The organism is Mucilaginibacter sp. NFR10, from assembly GCF_900100445.1.
GTDB lineage: Bacteria > Bacteroidota > Bacteroidia > Sphingobacteriales > Sphingobacteriaceae > Mucilaginibacter > Mucilaginibacter rubeus.
In genome coordinates, this window is the sequence record NZ_FMTV01000001.1 from 611163 (window position 1) to 631375 (window position 20213).

Consider the following 20213-nt stretch of genomic DNA (forward strand, 5'->3'; position numbering starts at 1 on the left):
TATAACGCAGTTATGAACCCTTTTGTTAAATCATCTATCGCTTTTTTTACCTGTTTATTTATCGCTGCAGTGGCATTGGCAAATGCACCGGCGCGTAATTATTATCAACTTAAAATATACCATTACAAAACCCAGGCGCAGGAAAATACCATTGAAAAGTATTTACAACAGGCCTATATACCTGCGCTGCACCGGGCCGGTATTAAGAATGTGGGTGTGTTTAAGCCTGTAAGCCAGGTAGATACCGCGAAGCTGTTATATGTATTTACACCCTTTCAATCATGGGATAAGTTGATGGGTATCGATCAAAAGTTACAGGCCGATGCGGCGTATCTTGCCGATGGAAAGGATTACATTGACGCCGCTTATAATGAGCAGCCTTATACCCGTTTGGAAACTATTATACTACAGGCTTTTCCGGGTATGCCTTCAACAGCGGTGCCTAATTTGACCGCTAAAAAAGCCGACAGGGTTTATGAATTGCGCAGCTATGAAAGTCCTACCGAAAAATACAATGTCAATAAGGTAACCATGTTTAATGTGGGCGATGAAATAGGCCTGTTTAAACGGCTTGGTTTTAATGCCGTTTTTTATTCGGAGGTTATTGCGGGCAGTCACATGCCTAATTTAATGTACATGACCACTTTTAACAGTAAAGAAGACCGGGACAAACATTGGGACACTTTTGGTAAAGATGCTTACTGGAAAACGCTTTCGGCTAAAGCCGAGTACCAGCATAATGTTTCCCATGCTGATATTATCTTTCTCCGTCCGGCAGATTACTCTGATTTTTAGGTTGCCGGCAGGTTCAACTTATGGACTTGCACCAGAGGTGCAAAAGGTTTGCAGCATCTAAGAGTCTATTTAAAAATGACTATTTTGAATGTAGAGACGCATAATTGCGTCTCCTGGTTGCAAATCACGTCAGATCAAATGCAGTATCTTAAATTGCATGTGGGAGACGCAATTATGCGTCTCTACAAAAGAGATTCCTCTCATTTTTAAACAGCATCTAAATGAATTGCATTTTTAGTGTGCCAGGGTTACACAACATCTCCGTTTGGAACAACTCAACGGTATAAAAATAAATCAGCGGAATCAACGCAATCAAAAATCAATCAACGGTCGGTATTGAATATTTTGTCCGATATCGATCACTTTTTCAAAATTAAAAACATATAACTTATTGATATTTAATGTTTTAATATTGGTATAGCTCTTGCAAAACCTTATCCAAATTTATCACAATGGATAAGGAAATTACACTTGAAGTTACAGCTGCCAAACGCAAAAAAAGCGCGGTAGTCATCATTATCAGCATAACTGTTTTGGTGCTTGCCGTAATGCTTTTGCGGGGATATATTAAATCAACCATTACCAGGGCCGAAATTATAACCGCCAAAGTTGAAATCGGCAATATCGAAAATACCATCAATGCCACCGGCGAAGTTTTGCCGGAATTTGAAGAGATCATCACCAGCCCGATAAATGCTTCTATCAAAAGTGCGCTGATGGATGCCGGTAATAAGGTTAAAGCCGGCCAATCGATATTAACGCTGGATAAATCGGCTACTCAAACCGATTTTGAAAAACAGAAGTTTCAGCTCGAAACCAAACGCACGGAGATCAGCAAACTCAAGCTCGATCTGAACAAAAGCTTCTACGACATTCAATCCAATAATAATATTAAACAACTCCACATCAGCAACCTTGCCGATGCCGTTGAAAATGCCAAACGCCTGTATAAAGCCGGCGGCGGTACCCGCGAAAATATTGAACAGGCCGAGCTTAACCTCAAAGTTGCACAGCTTGAAAAAAAGCAACTGGAAAACGAGATCAAAAGCAAGCAGCAAACCATGCAGCTGGAGATTAAAGAAGCCGAAATAGCTGCAGATATCCAGCAGAATGATCTTAAAGAATTACAACGCAAACTTGACCTGGCCAATGTGGTGGCAACACGGGCAGGGGTGATCACCTATGTAAACAAAAATATTGGCGCCAATATCCACGAAGGTGAAACCCTGGCCCGTATCGCCGACCTGGGCAGTTTCAGGATCCAGGGCAGTATTTCTGATAACTCTGCCGATCAGCTGCATAGCGGCTTGCCGGTTATTGTGCGGATCAATGATGCCCAGCTAAGGGGGCATGTAAGCAATATATCCCCATCGGTACAAAACAGCATCATTTCGTTTGATGTGCAGCTGGATGACCGGGCCAGCAAATTGCTCCGGCCCAATATGAAAGTCGACGTTTTTTTGGTGACGGCTACACATAATAAAATTATGCGCGTGGCTAACGGCCCGGCATTTAAAGGCCCTTCCGTTCAGGACATTTTTGTACTGAACAATGGTAAAGCCGAACGCCGCACGGTACACATTGGTCTCACCAATTTTGACTATGTGGAGATTCGGGATGGCGTAAAACCCGATGATGTGATAATCACATCAGATATGAGCGAATATAAAAACTCGAAGGAAGTGACGGTAAAATAAGCATCAGCACCACCCAAACCCTCCCCAGAAGGGAGGGCTTAAAAGAGAGGGCTATAAAAAAGTCTCCCCCTTCCGGGGGAGATTTAGAGGGGGTGGCTGTTTATTTAAAAAGATATTATCATGAAATTTCTATACACCATATTATTATTAACCATAACCACGGGAGCGCTGGCTCACAGTGGTGCCGATACCCTGCGGCTAACGCTGCAGCAGGTGGTTGACATGGCCAAAGCCAATTCAATAGCCGCCAAGCAGGCTGCTACTGTACGCGAAACCAAATATTGGGAATACCGCACCTACAAATCAAACTACCAGCCGCAGCTGGCATTAAGCGGTACTTTACCTGGATATACTAAAACATTTTCGCAGGTGCAGCAGCCTGACGGTACTATACTTTTCCAGCCTATTCATAACGATAACTCATCATTACAGCTTAACTTTAGCCAAAGTATTACAGCTACCGGCGGTACTATTTATGGCACCACACAATTACAGCGGTTTGATGATTTTGACAGGCATAATGTATTGTATAACGGTATCCCTTACGGTATAAATTATTCACAGCCGCTGTTTCAGTTCAACAGCCTAAAATGGGATAAAAAAATTGAGCCTTTAAAGTTTAATGAAAGCAAACAGGTTTACATTGAAGCCCAGGAAAAGATTGCTGTTGACGTGGAAGGGTACTTTTTCGACCTGCTGCTGGCTCAGGTAAACCTCAAGATTGCCGAAACCAACTTAACTAATACTCAGGGAATCTTAAAGGTAGCCAACCTCAAGTACGAGTTAGGAAAGGTATCAAAAAACGAGATCCTGCAACTACAGCTGGAAAAGATCAACGCGCAGAAAGCCGTTGGTACAGCCAGGCGCGATATGGAGATTGCAACACTGAACCTGCGCAGTTTTACGGGGCAGGAAGGGAGTGAGCGGATAGTACTGGTAGTACCGAAAAATATTAGCCAGATGATCGTATCATCAGATAAAGTGCTGGCCGAAGCTTATGCCAACCGCTCGGATGCAATCGCTTTTTCACGCCGTATTGCAGAAGCAAAACGGGATGTGGCTAAAGCCAAAGGGCAAAATGGTTTAACCGCCACGCTTACCGCCAGCCTGGGCTTTTCAAATACAGCTACCAATATTCCTGATGTATACAAGAACCCTCAAAACCAGCAATTGCTGCAGGTACAGCTTTCTATACCGATACTGGATTGGGGCAGATCCAAATCCCGTGCTAAAACGGCTTTAGCCAACCAGCAGTTTACCGAATATGCTGTTGAGCAGGATAAACAAACTTTTAAACAGCAGATAGTAACCCAGGTATCGCTTTTTAATGTAATGAAAGAACAACTGGTTTATACCGCGCAGGCCGATAGTATAGCCGCCGAAAAATACCAGATAGCACGTGAACGCTACGTTTTAGGCGACCTGAGCATTACCGACCTTGGCATTGCCTTCCGCGAAAATGACCAGGCCCAGCGCGATTATGTAGCCGCCCTCCGTGATTTTTGGGGAGCTTACTACCAGTTGCGTTATCTTTCGCTCTATGATTTTGAAACAAACAAAAAAATCACCTATAACTAAATCAATAATTTATTTAACAGAAATCTAAACACATAAACGATAAAAATCACTAATTCATTAAATCAATAATTAATCACTCATGATACGTTTACAAAACATTGAAAAGGTATACCGTACTGATACCGTAGAAACCCTGGCCCTGAACAGCGTAAGCCTTGACATTGCCAAAGGCGAATTTTTATCCATCATGGGCCCCTCGGGCTGTGGCAAAAGCACCCTGCTTAACATCATGGGCCTGCTCGACGCGCCCTCAAAAGGACAGATCAGGATTGACGATCAAAAAACAGAAGGTATGAATGATAAGCAACTGGCAACTTTCCGGAATAAAAAGCTAGGTTTCATTTTTCAAAGCTATCATCTTATTAACGACCTGCAGGTGCTTGACAATGTAGAGCTGCCGTTGCTTTACCGGGATACCACCTCCAAACAGCGCCGTGAGCTGGCTGCCGAAGCACTGGAAAAGGTAGGGCTTGCTAACCGTTTGAAACATTTTCCTACACAACTGTCTGGTGGTCAGCGGCAGCGTGTGGCTATAGCCAGGGCCATTGTAGGCAAGCCCGAAATTATTTTGGCCGATGAGCCTACCGGCAACCTGGATAGCGCCATGGGCAACGAGATCATGGAGATCCTCTTGAACCTTAATCGCAACGACGGCACTACGATAGTAATGGTAACCCACGATGAAAATATGGCCCATAAAACCCACCGTTTGGTACGCCTGTTTGATGGCGCCCAGGTTCAGTAATTAACCGGTTTTAACATTAGAAGTTATGCTTAAAAATTATTTTAAAATAGCCATAGCGGTACTTAAGCGCCGCAAGTTTTTTACATTCATCAGCTTGTTCGGGATTAGCTTTACACTTACCATATTAATGGTAGTTACCTCTTTTGCCGATAAGATGTTTGGTCCTAATTACCCGGATAACAAGCGTGATAGGTCGTTATATGTGATTGAACATGAGGAGTTTGATGATAAAACGCAGGGGATGAATAAAGGGCCCATGTCGTTTTACTTCCTCAATCACTATGCTGCCAGTATGAAAACACCGGCAAAGGTCGCCATTTCATCAATGTTCACTTTTACCAATACGTATGTGAATAATAAAAAGATCAGTATCAGCCTGAAATTTGCCAACGCCGATTATTGGGATGTACTTGATTATAAATTTTTAGAAGGAAGGCCCTTTACAAAACAGCAAATTGATAATGCCGAAAAGGTAGCAGTTATATCTGAAGATACACGGAGGGATTACTTTGGCGATATACCATCAGTAGTTGGTAAATACATCGAGGCAGATAATGTTAAATACCGGGTTTTAGGCGTGGTTAAAGATGTGCCTGCAACTTTGTTTACCCTTTATGCAGATATCTATCTGCCATATACCGTATCTAAAAATGATTACAGGAATAAAGATTTCGGCGGCAACTATTCGGCTATTTTAATGGGAAATTCAAAAGACGATCTTCCCAAAATGAAAAACGAGTTTGCAAATGTTATCTCTCGCATTTCGATGAAAGACAAGCAGTTTAACCACCTGTATTGTTATGCCGATAGTTATTTTAACACGCTTGTGCGTACTATGGCCGGTAGAAAGGAGAATTCCGGGATGGCCACGTTCGTTGTCATCATATCTATATTCGTTTTCCTGTTTTTACTGCTGCCAACCTTAAACCTGGTGAATATCAACATCACCCGCATTATGGAGCGTTCGTCGGAGATTGGTGTTCGTAAGGCATTTGGTGCTTCGTCAAAAACACTGGTTTACCAGTTTATTATCGAAAATATTATTCTTACATTTTTAGGTGGGCTTATCGGGGTGGTATTATCTGTTATTGTTATAAAAATAATTAACGGGGCCAATCTTATAGCCCATCTTGAACTTACTTTAAACTTTACCGTGTTGTTTTACAGCCTGCTCACCTGTATTTTCTTCGGACTACTATCGGGCGTATATCCGGCCTGGCGCATGTCGCGGCTCAACGTGGTAACGGCTTTAAAGGCGTAATAAAATCAATTGACATTTTAATCAAAATATTATGTTTAAGCACTTATTTAAACTAATCTGGAATAAAAAGAAACAAAACTTTCTACTTATTTCCGAGATGCTGATCTCCTTTATGGTGATTTTCGCAGTATTCACACTGGTTGTGTATTACTACAGTAACTACAAAAACGCTATGGGCTTTGACTATGACAAGGTTTGGGTAATTAATTATAGTAATTCTGTAAAATCAACCCGTGCCGATTCATTGAGCTTGTTTTATGAAACATTAAAGCAAACTATAAAATCAATGCCTCAAATTGAGGATGCAAGCTTCGTAAGCAGTAACTCGCCCTTTTCGTTTAACCAAAGCAATGGCGGAGTAGAATATGAAAAGAGACATCTTAATAGCGTTGATTTTTTTACAGGGGATAATGATTACCCAAATGTTGTGAAAGTTAAAGTACTTGAAGGGCGTTGGTTTGGCAAACAGGATATAGTGTACAAAAATAAGCCGGTGGTTATTAATCAATCGCTTAAGGAAGAGGTATTTGGAAAAGAAAGCGCTATAGGTAAGATTTTAGGTAATGAAAAAGATAAAGAAGCCGATAAAATGCGCATTATTGGCGTAGTGGCCGATATGAAAATAAGAGGCGATTATAAACCTGCCGGCCTTGGCCTTTATAATAGACTGGATACCGGCTCATTCAAGTGGATAGGCACTATCCTGGTAAAGGTGCGCCCCACCGCCGATGCTGCTTTTGAAAGCCGTTTGTACAAAACCGTATCGAACGCCATGAAAGAGTCAAATGTAGAAATTGAGCATTTAGATAATAAACTTAAAAAGATAAATCAGGTATCCATTGTACCGGCCATCATTTTGCTGGTGGTAGCTACTTTTTTGATCATCAATGTAGCTTTGGGTTTGTTTGGTGTGTTATGGTATAATATTAACAAGCGCCGCTCGGAGATCGGGCTAAGGCGGGCAATTGGCGCAACTGGTAAATCGGTATCATGGCAACTGGTGAGCGAATCATTGATATTGGCTACAATATCGTTAGTTGTGGGTTCGTTTTTTGCGGTGCAGTTCCCGCTGATGAATGTTTTTGATATGCCGGCTACAGTTTACTTTATGGCTATTTTGTTGTCGGTTGTTTTTATTTATGCACTGGTGCTTCTTTGCTCATTGTATCCCGGCAAACAGGCCGCGGCTATTTACCCCGCTGTTGCTTTACACGAAGAATAATTACGATATTAACCGCCTGTTATGATATTGGTTATTGATGATGATATTGCTGTACGCACCTCGCTTATCCTGCTGCTAAAAAGCGAGGGGTATGATGCTGCAGGTACCGATGAGCCTGCCGAAGCCCTTAAGATCATTAAGAAAAAGGCTCCTGAGTTGGTCATTTTAGATCTTAATTTTTCGATAGATACATCAGGACAGGAGGGAATGGAACTGCTTGCAAAGATCAAAGCTTTTAACAGCGCTATCCCCGTGATTCTTATCACCGGCTGGGGGAGCATTGAATTGGCAGTTAAAGGTATGAAACTGGGCGCCAATGATTTCATCAATAAGCCGTGGAATAACGAGTACCTTATTCAATCAGTTAAAACCCTGCTTGATCTGCAGGATAAAAAGACCGAACACCATACCCGTAAGCAACTGGATAAAACCTACAACTTTGAAAATATTGTAGGCGAAGATCCCCGGATGCTCGATATCCTGGAAACCATTGGCCGGGTAGCCTCAACCGATGCATCGGTGCTGATCATGGGCGAAAGCGGCACAGGTAAAGAGCTGATAGCCGAGGCTATTCACCAAAATAGCCTGCGCCGTAATAAGCCATTTATTAAAGTAAACCTTGGGGGCATCTCAACATCGTTGTTTGAAAGCGAAATGTTCGGCCATATCCGCGGCGCGTTTACAGATGCCCGGTTTGACAGGGTAGGCCGCTTTGAAATGGCCAACAAAGGCACCATCTTTTTAGACGAAATAGGCGACCTGGATGCCGGCAGCCAGGTAAAGCTGCTCCGCGTATTGCAGGACCGCACCTATGAAGTATTGGGCAGCAGCCGTACAAAAACGGTTGATACCCGTGTTGTTTGCGCCACAAATAAAAATCTTAACGAGATGGTGGCCCGGGGTACTTTTCGCGAGGATTTATTGTACCGGATCAACCTCATTACAGTTTATTTGCCGGCCCTGCGGGAACGGCCAAAGGATATTCCATTGCTGGTTAGCTTTTTTATTAATAACTTGAAGCAGATCTATAACCGGCCCAATTTGTCGGTAGCACCATCGGCTATGAAGTGGTTACAGCAGTTGCCTTTACCGGGCAATATACGGCAGTTGAAAAACCTGGTGGAGCGCTCCATTTTGGTGAGCCGCAGGGATGAACTGAGTATCGATGACTTCCGGTCGCAGCTGGAATTATCACCTGTTAAAAAAGGAAACATCCAGTTGCCGGGCGTGGGTACTTTAACTTTAGAAGAGGTTGAGGTAGAGATGATAAAACGGGCTTTAGATCATCATAAAAACAAGATAAGCAAGGCTGCCGCTGCTTTGGGGCTTACGCGCAGCGCCCTGTACCGGCGGCTCGAGAAATATCAGATCCCGTACGATGAAGCTGAGGACTAAATACATTTTATTCGTGGTGATCCTGCACCTGCTAACCCTGGTGCTTACTTATTTTATTTTCAACGATAACAAGATCTATTTTATCATATCCGAGGTGGTTGTGATCATCTCTTCGGTAATTGCCGTGCAGCTTTACCGGCAGCTCATTCAGCCACTAAAAATGCTGATGCAGGGCGTTGAGGCTATTAAAGACAAAGATTTTAATGTGAAATTCCTTTCAACCGGCAAGCACGAGGTTGACGCGCTGATTGATGTTTATAACCAAATGATGGACGAGCTAAGAACCGAACGGACACGACAGGAGCAACAGCATTTCTTTTTAGAAAAGCTCATCCACACCTCGCCAACAGGTATCATCATCCTTGATTTTGATGACCGTGTGCAGCAAATAAACCCTAAAGCTTTGCAGGTTTTGGGTATTGATGAAAAAGCGGTGGTTGGTGAATTGATTGGTGAATTAACCAACCCGATTTTTGAACATATCAAAGCTCTTAAATCGGGCGAAACGGAGGTAGTTAAGCTGGACGGTATCAACTCATTCAAACTCCAAAAATCGCATTTTATCGACCGGGGATTTTCGCGCCATTTTATTATGCTGGAGGATTTGACCGCTGAGATCCTGGCAGCTGAGAAGAAGGTTTATGGCAAAGTGATCAGGATGATGGCACATGAGGTTAATAATACAATAGGCCCGGTAAATTCCATCGTGCAATCGGCTATGAAGACCGACCAGCTTTGGGCCGGTCATGATTTCGACCCAATAAAAGATGCCCTGCAGGTTGCAATGGACAGGAACCAGAACCTCAACCTGTTCATGCGCAATTTTGCCGATTTGGTGAAGCTGCCGCCGGCCAACAAACAACCGGTTGTATTGCAAAAGCTCTTAGCATCGGTAGTAAAGCTGATGGATATCCGTGCCAAAGAAAAAAATGTGGTGTTAGTCCTTCATTTACCCGAAGAACCGGTTGGTATCATGGCTGATGAACAACAACTGGAGCAGGCATTCATTAACATTGTAAAAAACGCTATTGAGGCTATTGATGACCAGGGATCAGTAACCTTTACCATCAACCTCAAAGAAAAAAAGCTCGTTATCACTGATACAGGCAAAGGCATTACAGCCGAGCAAAATGCCAACCTATTTACTCCCTTCTTCAGCACCAAAAAAGACGGGCAGGGGATAGGCTTAACCCTGGTACGCGAGATCATGCTGAACCACGGCTTTGAGTTTTCGTTGAAAACCGTTGCCGATCAGCAGACGGAGTTTGTGATTTATTTTTGATAACATAGGCGACGGGGCTATAAATATTGAAGTGATGGTTGTATACTAATAAAAGTTATGTCATTGCGAGGAGCGGCACAGGCGAAAGCATTTGGGGCGACGTGGCAATCTCGTAGCTATTCACATCGGACAAGCATTGGCTACGAGATTGCCGCGCTGCGCTCGCAATAACATAAAAAATCAATACCTCCACCGCTGCTCGGCTCCAGCCGGGTAGAAATTATAAATCGGCCTCCGGCCGCCGTGGAAAAAGCAGTCAAGATGAATTGGTTGGGTAACTTCAATAAAAATTCAACATTGTATTAGCTTTTGCTTAATCCTTTTAGTAATGTTGTAAACCAATTTAAATGTTACCTTAACAGATAATCACTGCAACCACATTTACTATGCAAAGACGGCATTTTATAAAACTTTCTGCAGCTACATCGGCTGCCATGCTTTTCAGTAAACTTACTTATTCGGCCTCTAACGGAGCTGCAATCATGAGCGGTCCCGATGAAGTTTGGGCACAATCAGGTGCCGACTGGGTTAAACTCACTGCCTCAAACGGGTCTCACTACAGGCATAAAGAAATCAGCGTAAGTTTAAAAACAAACGGCAATGCACTTGGCGTATATGTTTCATCACCAAAGCAGGAATTAAATGCTGTACGCTTAAAATGGAAACACAATACCGCTGCTTCCGCTAAATTCCTGGGCGATCATTGGGAGCGATCTTACGGGGACCTGCAATGGAAAACCATAGCTGCCGGCATTAAAAATCCGTGGTATGTAATTATTCATGATGATAAGCAAACGGCATGCTTCGGGGTAAAAACCGGTGCTAATAGTATTTGCTGGTGGGGCGTAAATAATGACAGCATTGAACTTACCCTGGATACAACTTCGGGTGGGGTAGGTGTGCTGCTGAGCGACAGGCAATTGCATGCTGCCGATATCATAACCACCAATGCTAAAACAGGAGAGAATGCTTTTGCCGCGACCCATCGCTTTTGTAAACTAATGTGCGAAAAGCCGCGGATCCCCAAACAACCGGTATATGGTATTAACGACTGGTATTTTGCCTATGGCAACAACTCGGCCGAACTTATCAAAAAAACCACCGCGATGATGGCCGAACTGGTTACGGATCATAGCAACAAACCATTTTCGGTAATTGATGCCGGTTGGGCCACTTATTCGCCGTTATTACCCGGTGATGGTGGCTGGAATGATGACTTTTCAAAGCCAAACGATAAGTTTAAGGATATGCATGCGCTGGGCGATGAGATCAAAAAATTGGGTATGCGCCCCGGCTTGTGGATGCGTCCGCTTTGTGCTAAGCATGATGAAAAGGCCAGCTTGCTGGCTCCGAAGATTCCCGGAAGGGATGATCCGAAAAATCCAACGCTCGATCCAACTATCCCCGAAAATATAGCACGCATCCAACATAACTTCGATGTATACAAGCAATGGGGCTACGAAATGGTGAAGCACGATTTTTCAACTTATGATATCTCCGGTCGCTGGGGTTTTGATATGAAGGATAGCTTTACTTCGCCGGGTTGGCATTTTAACGATAGGAGCAAGACCAATGCCGAGATCATCCTGCACCTGTACCGCTCCATCCGTGAAGCCGCGGGTGATGGCATTTATGTGATTGGCTGTAATACGATGAGCCACCTGTCGGCCGGGGTGTTTGAACTTTGCCGTATCGGCGATGATACCAGCGGTCATGAATGGGCGCGTACCCGTAAAATGGGCGTTAATACGCTCGCTTTCCGCCTGCCGCAGCACAATGCCTTTTATGCGGTAGATGGCGATTGCGTAGGTCTTACTAAAGATATTGAATGGAAAAGGAACAAGCAGTGGCTGCAACTATTAGCCGAAAGCGGCGCGCCGCTGTTCATCTCCGGTCAGCCCGAAGCCATGGGCGAAGAGCAAAAGAAAGCGGTAAAAACAGCCTTTGCACAAGCCGCCAAAGTACAGCCGCTTGGCCAGCCATTGGACTGGATGGAAACATTAACGCCTGCCAAATGGAAGCTAAACGGCAGGGTGGTGGATTTTGATTGGGCGTAAACCAAGAGAGGGGCTTGTCACCCTGAGTGTTTAAATCCGGGGTCTTTGAAGGTGAAATGACAAAAGAGGGCCTGTCAGTCTGAGCCTGTCGAAGACTCGCGCGCAGAGGCCTGCCCGCCATACTTCGACGGGCTCAGTATGACACCCATTTTTTAAGTTGTCATAGGTAGCCAGTCGAAGGGTCGTGTGCAGAGGCCTTGCCTACCATGCTTCGACTGGCTATCCATGACATCCATTTTTTCTGAGTAGCGAAGGATCTTCTTCAATATGCAGAACTGCTATACAGGGCAAGAGTATGTTTCGTTATTACCCATAATAAGCTATAGAACCCAGACTTACGAAGTTTTCAAAATTTCGTAAGTCTTTCCCCGTTTCACTTATTCACTTTTCAACCTGCCGAATTCCCAAACCCGTGGCGATTATTTCTTAACCTGTCCGGGGAATGCGTGAAGAAATCCCTATTACGTATTCGCAACTCAAAATATTTGTAATTAACTGTTAGTCGATTAAAAAAATATAACGATTATTGGCGCGTGATAATTGCAGCTTGATTTGTGTTTACTGACATGGCTGTGTCACTGTTCAATTTTTAAAAATCAGGTGTTCAACGAAATAAGCTGTTAAATGTTATTTTATTGATTATTAGCGTTTTAGATATTTTGTTGTGATATTTTGAACACCTAAGTACTTGATTATCAATATTGGTTTTTTTTTGAAGTGTTCAACCTTTCTAAAATTGAACACTCTGTTTTTGAATATTAAATCTACTACTATATAAAATGAGTGATACCAATACAAGCAATGCCTTCAGCATGATCAACACCATGCGTTGGTATGGCCCTAATGATCCTGTAAGTTTGGCCGATATCAGGCAGGCGGGGTGTACAGGCGTAGTAAGTGCCCTGCACCAGGTACCCAACGGCCAGGTATGGACAATTGAGGCCATTAACGAGCGCAAGGCGATCATTGAAGCTGCCGGGCTTACCTGGGACGTAGTTGAAAGCGTACCCGTACATGAAGCCATCAAAACCCAAACCGGCGACTACCTGCAATACATCGAAAACTATAAGCAAAGCCTGCAAAATTTGGCAACCTGCGGGATCCATATCGTTACCTATAACTTTATGCCCGTGCTTGATTGGACCCGTACCGATCTGGCTTTTACAGTAGAAGACGGCTCAAAAGCCCTCCGTTTTGAAAAAGCTGCTTTTATTGCCTTCGATGTATTTATGCTGAAAAGGGAAGGTGCCGAACAGGAATATACTGCCGATGAGCTTACCCGCGCCAAAGCCCGTTTTGATGGCATGAGCGATGATGACAAGCAACTGCTGCAGCGCAATATCATAGCTGGCTTACCAGGCAGTGAAGAAAGCTTTACGCTGGATAAATTCAGGGATGCCCTTGCTGCTTATGACGGCATTGATGCGGAAAGGCTGAGGCAAAACCTGATCTTCTTCCTACAGCAGGTTATCCCGGTTGCCGATGCCAATAATATAAAAATGGTTATCCACCCGGACGATCCGCCGTACGCCATTTTGGGTCTGCCAAGGGTAGTGAGCACCGCCGAACATATCCATGCGCTTATTGAGGCTGTACCATCATTAAACAATGGTTTATGCTTCTGCACAGGCTCCTACGGCGTAAGGCCGGATAATGACCTGCCAGCCATGGTAAAACAATTTGGCGACAGGATCAATTTCATTCACCTGCGCAGCACCCGCCGCAATGAGTTTGGCGATTTTTATGAGGATAACCATCTGGAGGGTGATGTGGATATGTACGCCGTGGTAAAAGAACTGGTACAGGTAATGAAGCAACGTAAATTAAGTATCCCTATGCGCCCCGATCATGGTCACCAGATGCTTGACGACCTTAAAAAGAAAACTAATCCCGGTTATTCGGCCATTGGCAGGCTTCGCGGTCTTGCCGAATTAAGAGGGCTTGAGCTGGGTATTATCCGCTCAATGGAATAGTGATCTTTATTGCTCCGAAAATAAAAACAAAAGGCCTTTGCGGAGAGCGAAGGCCTTTGTCATTTATTATTGGTTAGGTGCGCTTAGCCCATATTATAAAAAAACTGCTCGGCTATAATTTTTCCGTCTTTCACTTCATAAACCGCAATTTCATTCATTGGCATACGGCCGCCTTCTTTATAGGTAACATCCATATCCATGGTTACCGCGAAAAAATTACCGGTAACAATCGGGTCAGATACCTCGCCGCTGTGAATCTCCTGAACCGAGGCATACCAATATTCTGTTTTGCCTTTAACTGCCTCTTTACCTTCAGTAAGCTCCATTGGCGAACCTTTTGGCTCCCGGCTCACAATATTATCTGCATAAAGCTCATCAATAGCCTGGGTATGTTTGCCTTCACGGCAATACTGAACTAATTTTTCTGCTACTTCGGTGGTGGTCATGATCTTATGGTTTTAATTGTTTATATAAAGTTAGTTAATAACACTTCAAACCAATTGCCTGTTTGGTTTAAATTTCTGTTAAGTTTGATCTGCAATTGCATCTTCCGAAAAAAAATAAAATTTTCTGTAACCATTTTACGCCGCCGAAGTACTTAAGGTATATTACATAATTACAAACTGATTGAACACGCTTACAGACAATGCCATTATGCTAAAGGTGAAAGCCGGCGACCTTGACAGGATGGGTATGCTCTTTGAACGCTACAATCGGCAGTTGTACGGTTTTCTGTTCCACATGACCTACCAGCGCGAACTAAGCGAGGACATGGTACAGCAGGTGTTTTATAAGATGCTCAAGTACCGGCACACCTTTACCGGCACCGGCGAATATATCCACTGGATGTACTCTATCGCCCGCAATGTGTTAAAAGATCACTGGCGAAAAAACAAACAGCAGGTACAGCATGAGGGTGTGGAAGCAGCCGAAACCATAGCCGGGGGCTTGGTACCTGACGAAGCTTTTGAAAAAAAGCAAGCCAAAGCCGAACTGCACCGGGCCATGGAAAAACTAAGTGAAAGCCAGCGGGAAATTTTGGCCCTGAGCCGTTTCCAGGAACTAAAGTGCCAGGAAATAGCCGAGATACTGGGTATGACCGAAGGTACGGTAAAAGTGCGCATCCACCGCGCTATGCAGGAGCTTAAAAGTATTTATGTAAAAATGGAACGATAAAACAGTAATAAGATGAAATGTGAGTTATATGAGGAGCTGTTTACCGGTTGGATAAACAAAGAATTAAGTCCTGAAGAAAGTGGGGCTTTAGAGCGCCATATTGCAGGCTGCGCCAATTGTCGCGAAGAGCTGCAGGGACTTCAGCAAATGTGGGATACAATGGGTCAAATCGAAACGCCCGAACCATCGGCCAATATGGGAGTGAAGTTTTATGCCATGCTGAATACTTACAAGGAATCGGTGAATGAGCAAAGGAGTTTATGGGCTGATATTAAATACCAGGTAAGCCGGATCTGGGAGTGGCAGCCACGCTGGCCCATGGCCTATAACCTGGCAATGGTTGTGATTTTAGTGGGTGCAGGGTACCTGTTTTTCGGTAAAAGCAAAAGTGATGACCAGGATAAACAACTGAAAGCCCTAAGTTCACAGGTGCATGAGCTTAAACAAACCATGATGCTGGCCCTGCTTGAAAATCCATCAGCCTCCGAGAGGATCAGGGGGGTGAGCTATACCAGCGAGATCAAGCATGCGGATAAGCAGGTGATAGATGCTTTACTGGCTACATTGAATAATGACCCAAATGTAAATGTACGCCTGAGCACGCTTGATGCGCTGACACACCTTACCGGTTACCCGGAAGTAAGGGAAGGCCTTATCAAATCAATAGTTGAGCAGGATTCGCCGCTGATGCAACTGGCCATTGCTGATGTCATGCTGAAACTGCAGGAAAAACGATCAGTAACATCATTTAAAGAACTGCTGAAGCAAAAAGGCCTTGATAACGGCGTTCGCGATAAAATCAAACAAACGATAACCCAACTTATTTAAAAATAAACCAAATCATGAAAAGATCACTATTGCCTGTTTTAGCAGGTCTGGGGCTTTGCCTTGCCCAAATTTCGGCCCATGCCCAGGATTATAAAGAGCATATCAGTAAACAATTCACTTTGCAGGGAGCGGCTTCGGGCACTACGCTGGCTATTTACAATATTTGGGGTTCTATAACCGTGCAGGGATATTCAGGCAACCAGGTATCAATTGAGGTAGATGAAACCATTCGGGGCAAAAGCGCCGGTGATGTTGAAACCGGTAAAAAAGAAGTAAAACTGGGATTTGATCAAAAGGCTGATAGTATTATCGCTTACACGGCCGAACCCTATGATACCCGCCCGCGCCGCAACTGGAACCGGGAGGATCGTCATCATATAGACTATACGGTAAAATTAGAGTATACTGTTAAAGTGCCCTATGGTATGAACCTGTGCGTATCAACCGTAAACGATGGTAATGTTGAAGTTAAAGATGTATATGGGGCATTAAAAGTAAACAATGTAAACGGCGGCATAACCATTGCCAATGCCAAAGGTACAACCAGTGCACATACCATTAACGGGCCGCTTAATGTAACTTACCTGTCGGTACCACCGGACGCCTCAAGTTACTATACACTTAATGGTAAACTCGAAGTAACTTACCCCGGTAATCTGGCCGCGGATCTGGAATTTAAAAGCATGAATGGTCAATTTTATACCGATTTTCCAGATGCTGAGATTTTGCCTACAAGAGTAAGTAAAACCGAATCAAAAAGCGGCAGCAGCACTACTTACAAGCTTAGTAAAAATAATGGCGTGCGAATAGGGGCGGGCGGAAAGCTATTTAAGTTTGAAACACTTAACGGCAATATTTATATCAAAAAACAACAATAAAAAATAACAACATGAAAACGATAAGATTTACAGGTATATTACTACTAACTGCGCTGTTAAGCACGAGGCTTTGGGCGCAGGATGGAGAAAAAGGGCAGTTGGTTGTGCCGTTAAGTGATCCGGGAAAGCCATATAAACTGGAAGTAGGACTGATCAATGGTTCTATAACCATAACAGGGTATGAAGGCAAGGATATTATTATTGATGCCCAGGGCGAAGAAAGAAAACACCGTGAAAAGGAACCGGCACCGGGCGGAATGAGGCGTTTATCGGCCGGGAGCAACCTGGATGTGCAGGCTCAGGAAAACAATAACCAGATAAGCGTTCATGGCAGCCCTAATAAAACTACTAATTTGACTATTAAAGTGCCCATGAATAGTACAAGCGTTAAATTATCCACAGTAAATAATGGTAACATCAATGCCAGCAATCTGAGCGGTGACCTGGAAATACGGAATGTTAACGGCTATATCAAACTAAACAATATATCAGGATCTGTTGTGGCCAATACGGTTAACGGCAATGTTGAGGTCACCTTTAAAAGCATTGATGCAAAAGCGGCCATGGCATTTTCAACGCTCAACGGTAAGGTTGATGTTACGTTCCCTGCAAGCCTTAAGGCCAATGTAAAGTTAAAATCAGACCAGGGTGATATATTTACCGATTTTGATGTGGTAACCGAACAACGCAAACCGGTTGTTACAAAAAATAACGGTGAAAAAGGAATGTACAGCCTGAAAATGGAGGATTGGGTTTACGGGAAGATAGCTGGTGGCGGTCCCGAATTATTGATGAAAACCACCTTCGGCAGTCTTTATATCCGCAAGGCAAAATAATTAAGCGGCGTTTAATAAGTTTTAACCAGGCATTACAATATTGGGGAACTATGGGTAAATTTATCAGCAAATTTCACCAGTTAAATGGTAATGCCTGGCTTTAAGAGCATTTGATAAAAGAAAATGAAGCAGTAAATTGTCAAGCGGTACCCCATACTATATCGATTCTTTGAATAGCATCGATTCACAGGCATAACACTCGCGTATATGTGAGCAGCTAAATAAAAGTAAGTGATTGATTATGAGTTGAAATAATAATTCGGACGCTAAAGAGGCTTGAATGGGAGTAATCCAATACAATTGGCTACACAATTAGTGTGAAAAAGCATTCCGGGATAAGATCCGGAACGCTTTTTTTGTAAATAAGCCTTTAACAGATGGTTAAGCAATAGGCTAAACCATTTTTGTGCACTATATTTGCTGACTGGTTACCTATTGCAATTACTTGGTAGAGTATGATTAAGCTTTTTATCGTGGGTTTTCCGCGGGACATGGAAGAAATTGAACTTGTTGAACTGTTCAGTGCTTATGGCACGGTAAGTACCGTGCGGATAATTACCGATAAAGACAGCGGCATTAGTAAAGGTTATGGTTTTTTAGAAATGACTGATGAGGCAGGCGCTCAACGTGCAATTGACGCTATGAATGGTGCTACTATCGATGAGCGTGAGATAAGCGTGAGGATAGCAGAACAAAAGCACCAGCCGCAACAAAAGCAGCAATTTTCAAAACCTAAGCCGGGTTTTAACAAAGTAAAGCCACAAGGTTACAACAAACCCCGCTTTCCGCGCGAAAATAACCGCTATGAGCAGCAGGACGCTGCGGCTCCGGTAAGAGCAAAACGCCCGCGCAGGCAGCAGCCATAAGCTTTTTCGAAAAGCTTAAAGCAAAATGCTCGAGGCTAAAGGCTAATAAATTGATTTTTTAATTAGCAGCAGCCTTAGCCCACTGATTTCAGGAAGTATAAAGCTCGTTTGCTAAAAATTGGTTTCTGAATTTTCCATGCGGATCGTATTCGGCTACCAGGGCTTTAAAAGCATCCATCTTTTCGTAACGTGCTCTTAATATTTTAGCAGGGATGGTAAAGATCTTACCCCAGTGTGGTCTTGCTTTAAACGGAGAAAGCTCACGTTCAATTTGAGGGAGCAATTTCAATACAGCTTCTGTTTCCTGTTTCCAGGTAAAATGGATAGCCACCGATTTTTGATTATGGGCAGGGCTCATCCACAGGTCATCAGCGGCAATTGTGCGGATCTCGGTGATGAAAAGATGAGGGCCAATCTGCTTCCCTAATCGCGCCACTGCTTCGATAGCTTCAACGGCATGATCAAAAGGCACAAAAAACTCTGATTGCAGTTCCTTTCCGCTGCTTGGCGTAAAGCCCATTTTAAAATGTGGCAACCGCTCATACCATGGCCCCGGAACGCCCATTTGCTCGGTGCAGTTTTCGGCAGAGAGCCCTATAATTGGGTGCAGGTTTTTTGTAGCTGCTTTTGCTCCGTAAAATTCCTTCAGGTTTTCGTCTTTATCGGTACCCATCCGGCTTTTTATCCAAACTTCGTTAATATGGTCACTTTGCCAGTCAGTAAACAGGCTAACACTATACCCGGCCGAAACAATTTTTTCAAAGTGCTGCTTTAGCTCGCTCATAGGCAAGCCCGTAAATACATATTGCTTCATCATATAAGTTGGCTGTATTTGCAGCGTAACTTTAGTAATTACACCCAAAGCTCCAAGCCCGACTACCACTGCATTTAGTTTGGCGGCATCTTTTGTTTTTGAAAGATGTATAATACTACTATCGGCCTTAACAATCTCTAAGCCGACCACGGCGCTTGAAAGATTGCCATTTTTTACGCCCGAGCCATGCGTGGCCGTTGTAATTGATCCTGCTACTGAAATGTGAGGCAAAGAGGCGAGGTTATGCAGGGCAAAGCCTTCTTTATGCAGGTATGGCGCAAGTTCGCCGTATTTTATACCACCTTCAACCGTAACGGTATGGTTTTGTCTGTCAAGTGATACCACCTTGTTCAGGTCGCGTGTAGAGAGCAGGTTATCTTTACTGTCGGCAATGGTATTAAAGCAATGTCTTGTGCCCAATGCTTTTATTTTATCGTGTTTATTAATGAGCTGCTGTACCTCTTCAACCGATTTTGGATAAAATACATTGTCCGTGCTGTAAGTTAAGTTGCCCGACCAGTTTTGCAGGCGGGGTTGTTGCGCGAATGATTCGAATGATGATAATAAGGGAGACGCCATCAAGGTAGTACTTAATTGAATGAAAGTTTTTCTTTTCATAACAAATTGGTTAGTACAAGGTAGCTAATTATTAAGCAGAACTGAAAGAGAAATTGCAGGTGGTTCTCCGGTAAGTACAAGGATTGAAAAGTTTTTATATTTTTTTAATAAGTAAATAGAGATTATTAAATAATTTATAAACTTTTTGTTTATTTTGGTAGAAAAATTAACATTAGCGTATTAATTCTGCAT

17 protein-coding genes are annotated in these 20213 nt (G+C 43.5%); 15 read left to right on the forward strand and 2 right to left on the reverse strand.

Going from position 1 to position 20213, the window contains the following annotated elements:
* Positions 1-12: 12 nt before the first annotated feature.
* From BLP33_RS02670 to uxuA, 10 genes are all read left to right on the forward strand, one after another.
* Positions 13-795 (forward strand): NIPSNAP family protein, encoded by a 783-nt coding sequence (locus BLP33_RS02670; protein WP_139159914.1) that lies wholly within the window; start codon positions 13-15, stop codon positions 793-795.
* Positions 796-1247: 452 nt separating this feature from the next.
* Positions 1248-2492 carry an efflux RND transporter periplasmic adaptor subunit gene (locus BLP33_RS02675; protein WP_090524613.1) on the forward strand — a complete coding sequence of 415 codons (1245 nt, stop codon included), beginning with the start codon at positions 1248-1250 and terminating at the stop codon, positions 2490-2492.
* A 120-nt stretch (positions 2493-2612) separates the two neighbouring features.
* Positions 2613-4070, forward strand: a complete 1458-nt coding sequence (locus BLP33_RS02680) for a TolC family protein (protein ID WP_090524615.1) — start codon at positions 2613-2615, stop codon at positions 4068-4070.
* A gap of 79 nt (positions 4071-4149) precedes the next feature.
* A complete protein-coding gene (locus BLP33_RS02685) occupies positions 4150-4815 on the forward strand; it encodes an ABC transporter ATP-binding protein (protein WP_090524617.1) in 666 nt (221 codons plus the stop codon).
* Positions 4816-4840: 25 nt separating this feature from the next.
* On the forward strand, positions 4841-6076 hold the full coding sequence (locus BLP33_RS02690) for an ABC transporter permease (RefSeq protein WP_090524619.1): 1236 nt from the start codon (positions 4841-4843) through the stop codon (positions 6074-6076).
* Positions 6077-6107: 31 nt separating this feature from the next.
* Entirely contained in the window at positions 6108-7298 is a 1191-nt protein-coding gene (locus tag BLP33_RS02695; protein WP_090524621.1) for an ABC transporter permease, read from the forward strand.
* A 21-nt stretch (positions 7299-7319) separates the two neighbouring features.
* Positions 7320-8693: a sigma-54-dependent transcriptional regulator gene (locus tag BLP33_RS02700; protein ID WP_090524622.1), complete on the forward strand. Its 1374-nt coding sequence runs from the start codon at positions 7320-7322 to the stop codon at positions 8691-8693.
* Positions 8677-9975 carry a sensor histidine kinase gene (locus BLP33_RS02705; RefSeq protein ID WP_090524624.1) on the forward strand — a complete coding sequence of 433 codons (1299 nt, stop codon included), beginning with the start codon at positions 8677-8679 and terminating at the stop codon, positions 9973-9975. The genes BLP33_RS02700 and BLP33_RS02705 overlap by 17 nt, the downstream gene beginning before the upstream one ends.
* A gap of 386 nt (positions 9976-10361) precedes the next feature.
* Entirely contained in the window at positions 10362-12032 is a 1671-nt protein-coding gene (locus BLP33_RS02710; RefSeq protein WP_090524626.1) for an alpha-amylase family protein, read from the forward strand.
* A 779-nt stretch (positions 12033-12811) separates the two neighbouring features.
* Positions 12812-14005: a mannonate dehydratase gene (uxuA, locus tag BLP33_RS02715; protein ID WP_254780047.1), complete on the forward strand. Its 1194-nt coding sequence runs from the start codon at positions 12812-12814 to the stop codon at positions 14003-14005.
* A gap of 83 nt (positions 14006-14088) precedes the next feature.
* Here the strand turns inward: uxuA and BLP33_RS02720 are convergent, their stop codons facing one another.
* Entirely contained in the window at positions 14089-14451 is a 363-nt protein-coding gene (locus BLP33_RS02720; protein WP_090524628.1) for a nuclear transport factor 2 family protein, read from the reverse strand.
* A 181-nt stretch (positions 14452-14632) separates the two neighbouring features.
* On the opposite strand from BLP33_RS02720, the gene BLP33_RS02725 reads away from it, so the two are divergent.
* From BLP33_RS02725 to BLP33_RS02745, 5 genes are all read left to right on the forward strand, one after another.
* Complete coding sequence (locus tag BLP33_RS02725; RefSeq protein ID WP_208864721.1) at positions 14633-15181, forward strand: RNA polymerase sigma factor; 549 nt, start codon at positions 14633-14635, stop codon at positions 15179-15181.
* 12 nt (positions 15182-15193) lie between these two features.
* Complete coding sequence (locus BLP33_RS02730; RefSeq protein WP_090526173.1) at positions 15194-16009, forward strand: zf-HC2 domain-containing protein; 816 nt, start codon at positions 15194-15196, stop codon at positions 16007-16009.
* A gap of 14 nt (positions 16010-16023) precedes the next feature.
* A complete protein-coding gene (locus BLP33_RS02735; protein ID WP_090524630.1) occupies positions 16024-16887 on the forward strand; it encodes a DUF4097 family beta strand repeat-containing protein in 864 nt (287 codons plus the stop codon).
* A gap of 11 nt (positions 16888-16898) precedes the next feature.
* Positions 16899-17723, forward strand: coding sequence for a DUF4097 family beta strand repeat-containing protein (locus tag BLP33_RS02740; protein ID WP_090524632.1), 825 nt, complete (start codon positions 16899-16901; stop codon positions 17721-17723).
* A gap of 455 nt (positions 17724-18178) precedes the next feature.
* Complete coding sequence (locus BLP33_RS02745) at positions 18179-18589, forward strand: RNA recognition motif domain-containing protein (protein ID WP_090524634.1); 411 nt, start codon at positions 18179-18181, stop codon at positions 18587-18589.
* Positions 18590-18677: 88 nt separating this feature from the next.
* On the opposite strand, the gene BLP33_RS02750 is transcribed toward BLP33_RS02745, so the two are convergent.
* The gene (locus BLP33_RS02750; protein WP_090524638.1) at positions 18678-20021 is read right to left on the reverse strand and encodes an FAD-binding protein; all 1344 of its coding nucleotides are present in this window, start codon (positions 20019-20021) and stop codon (positions 18678-18680) included.
* Positions 20022-20213: the final 192 nt, after the last annotated feature.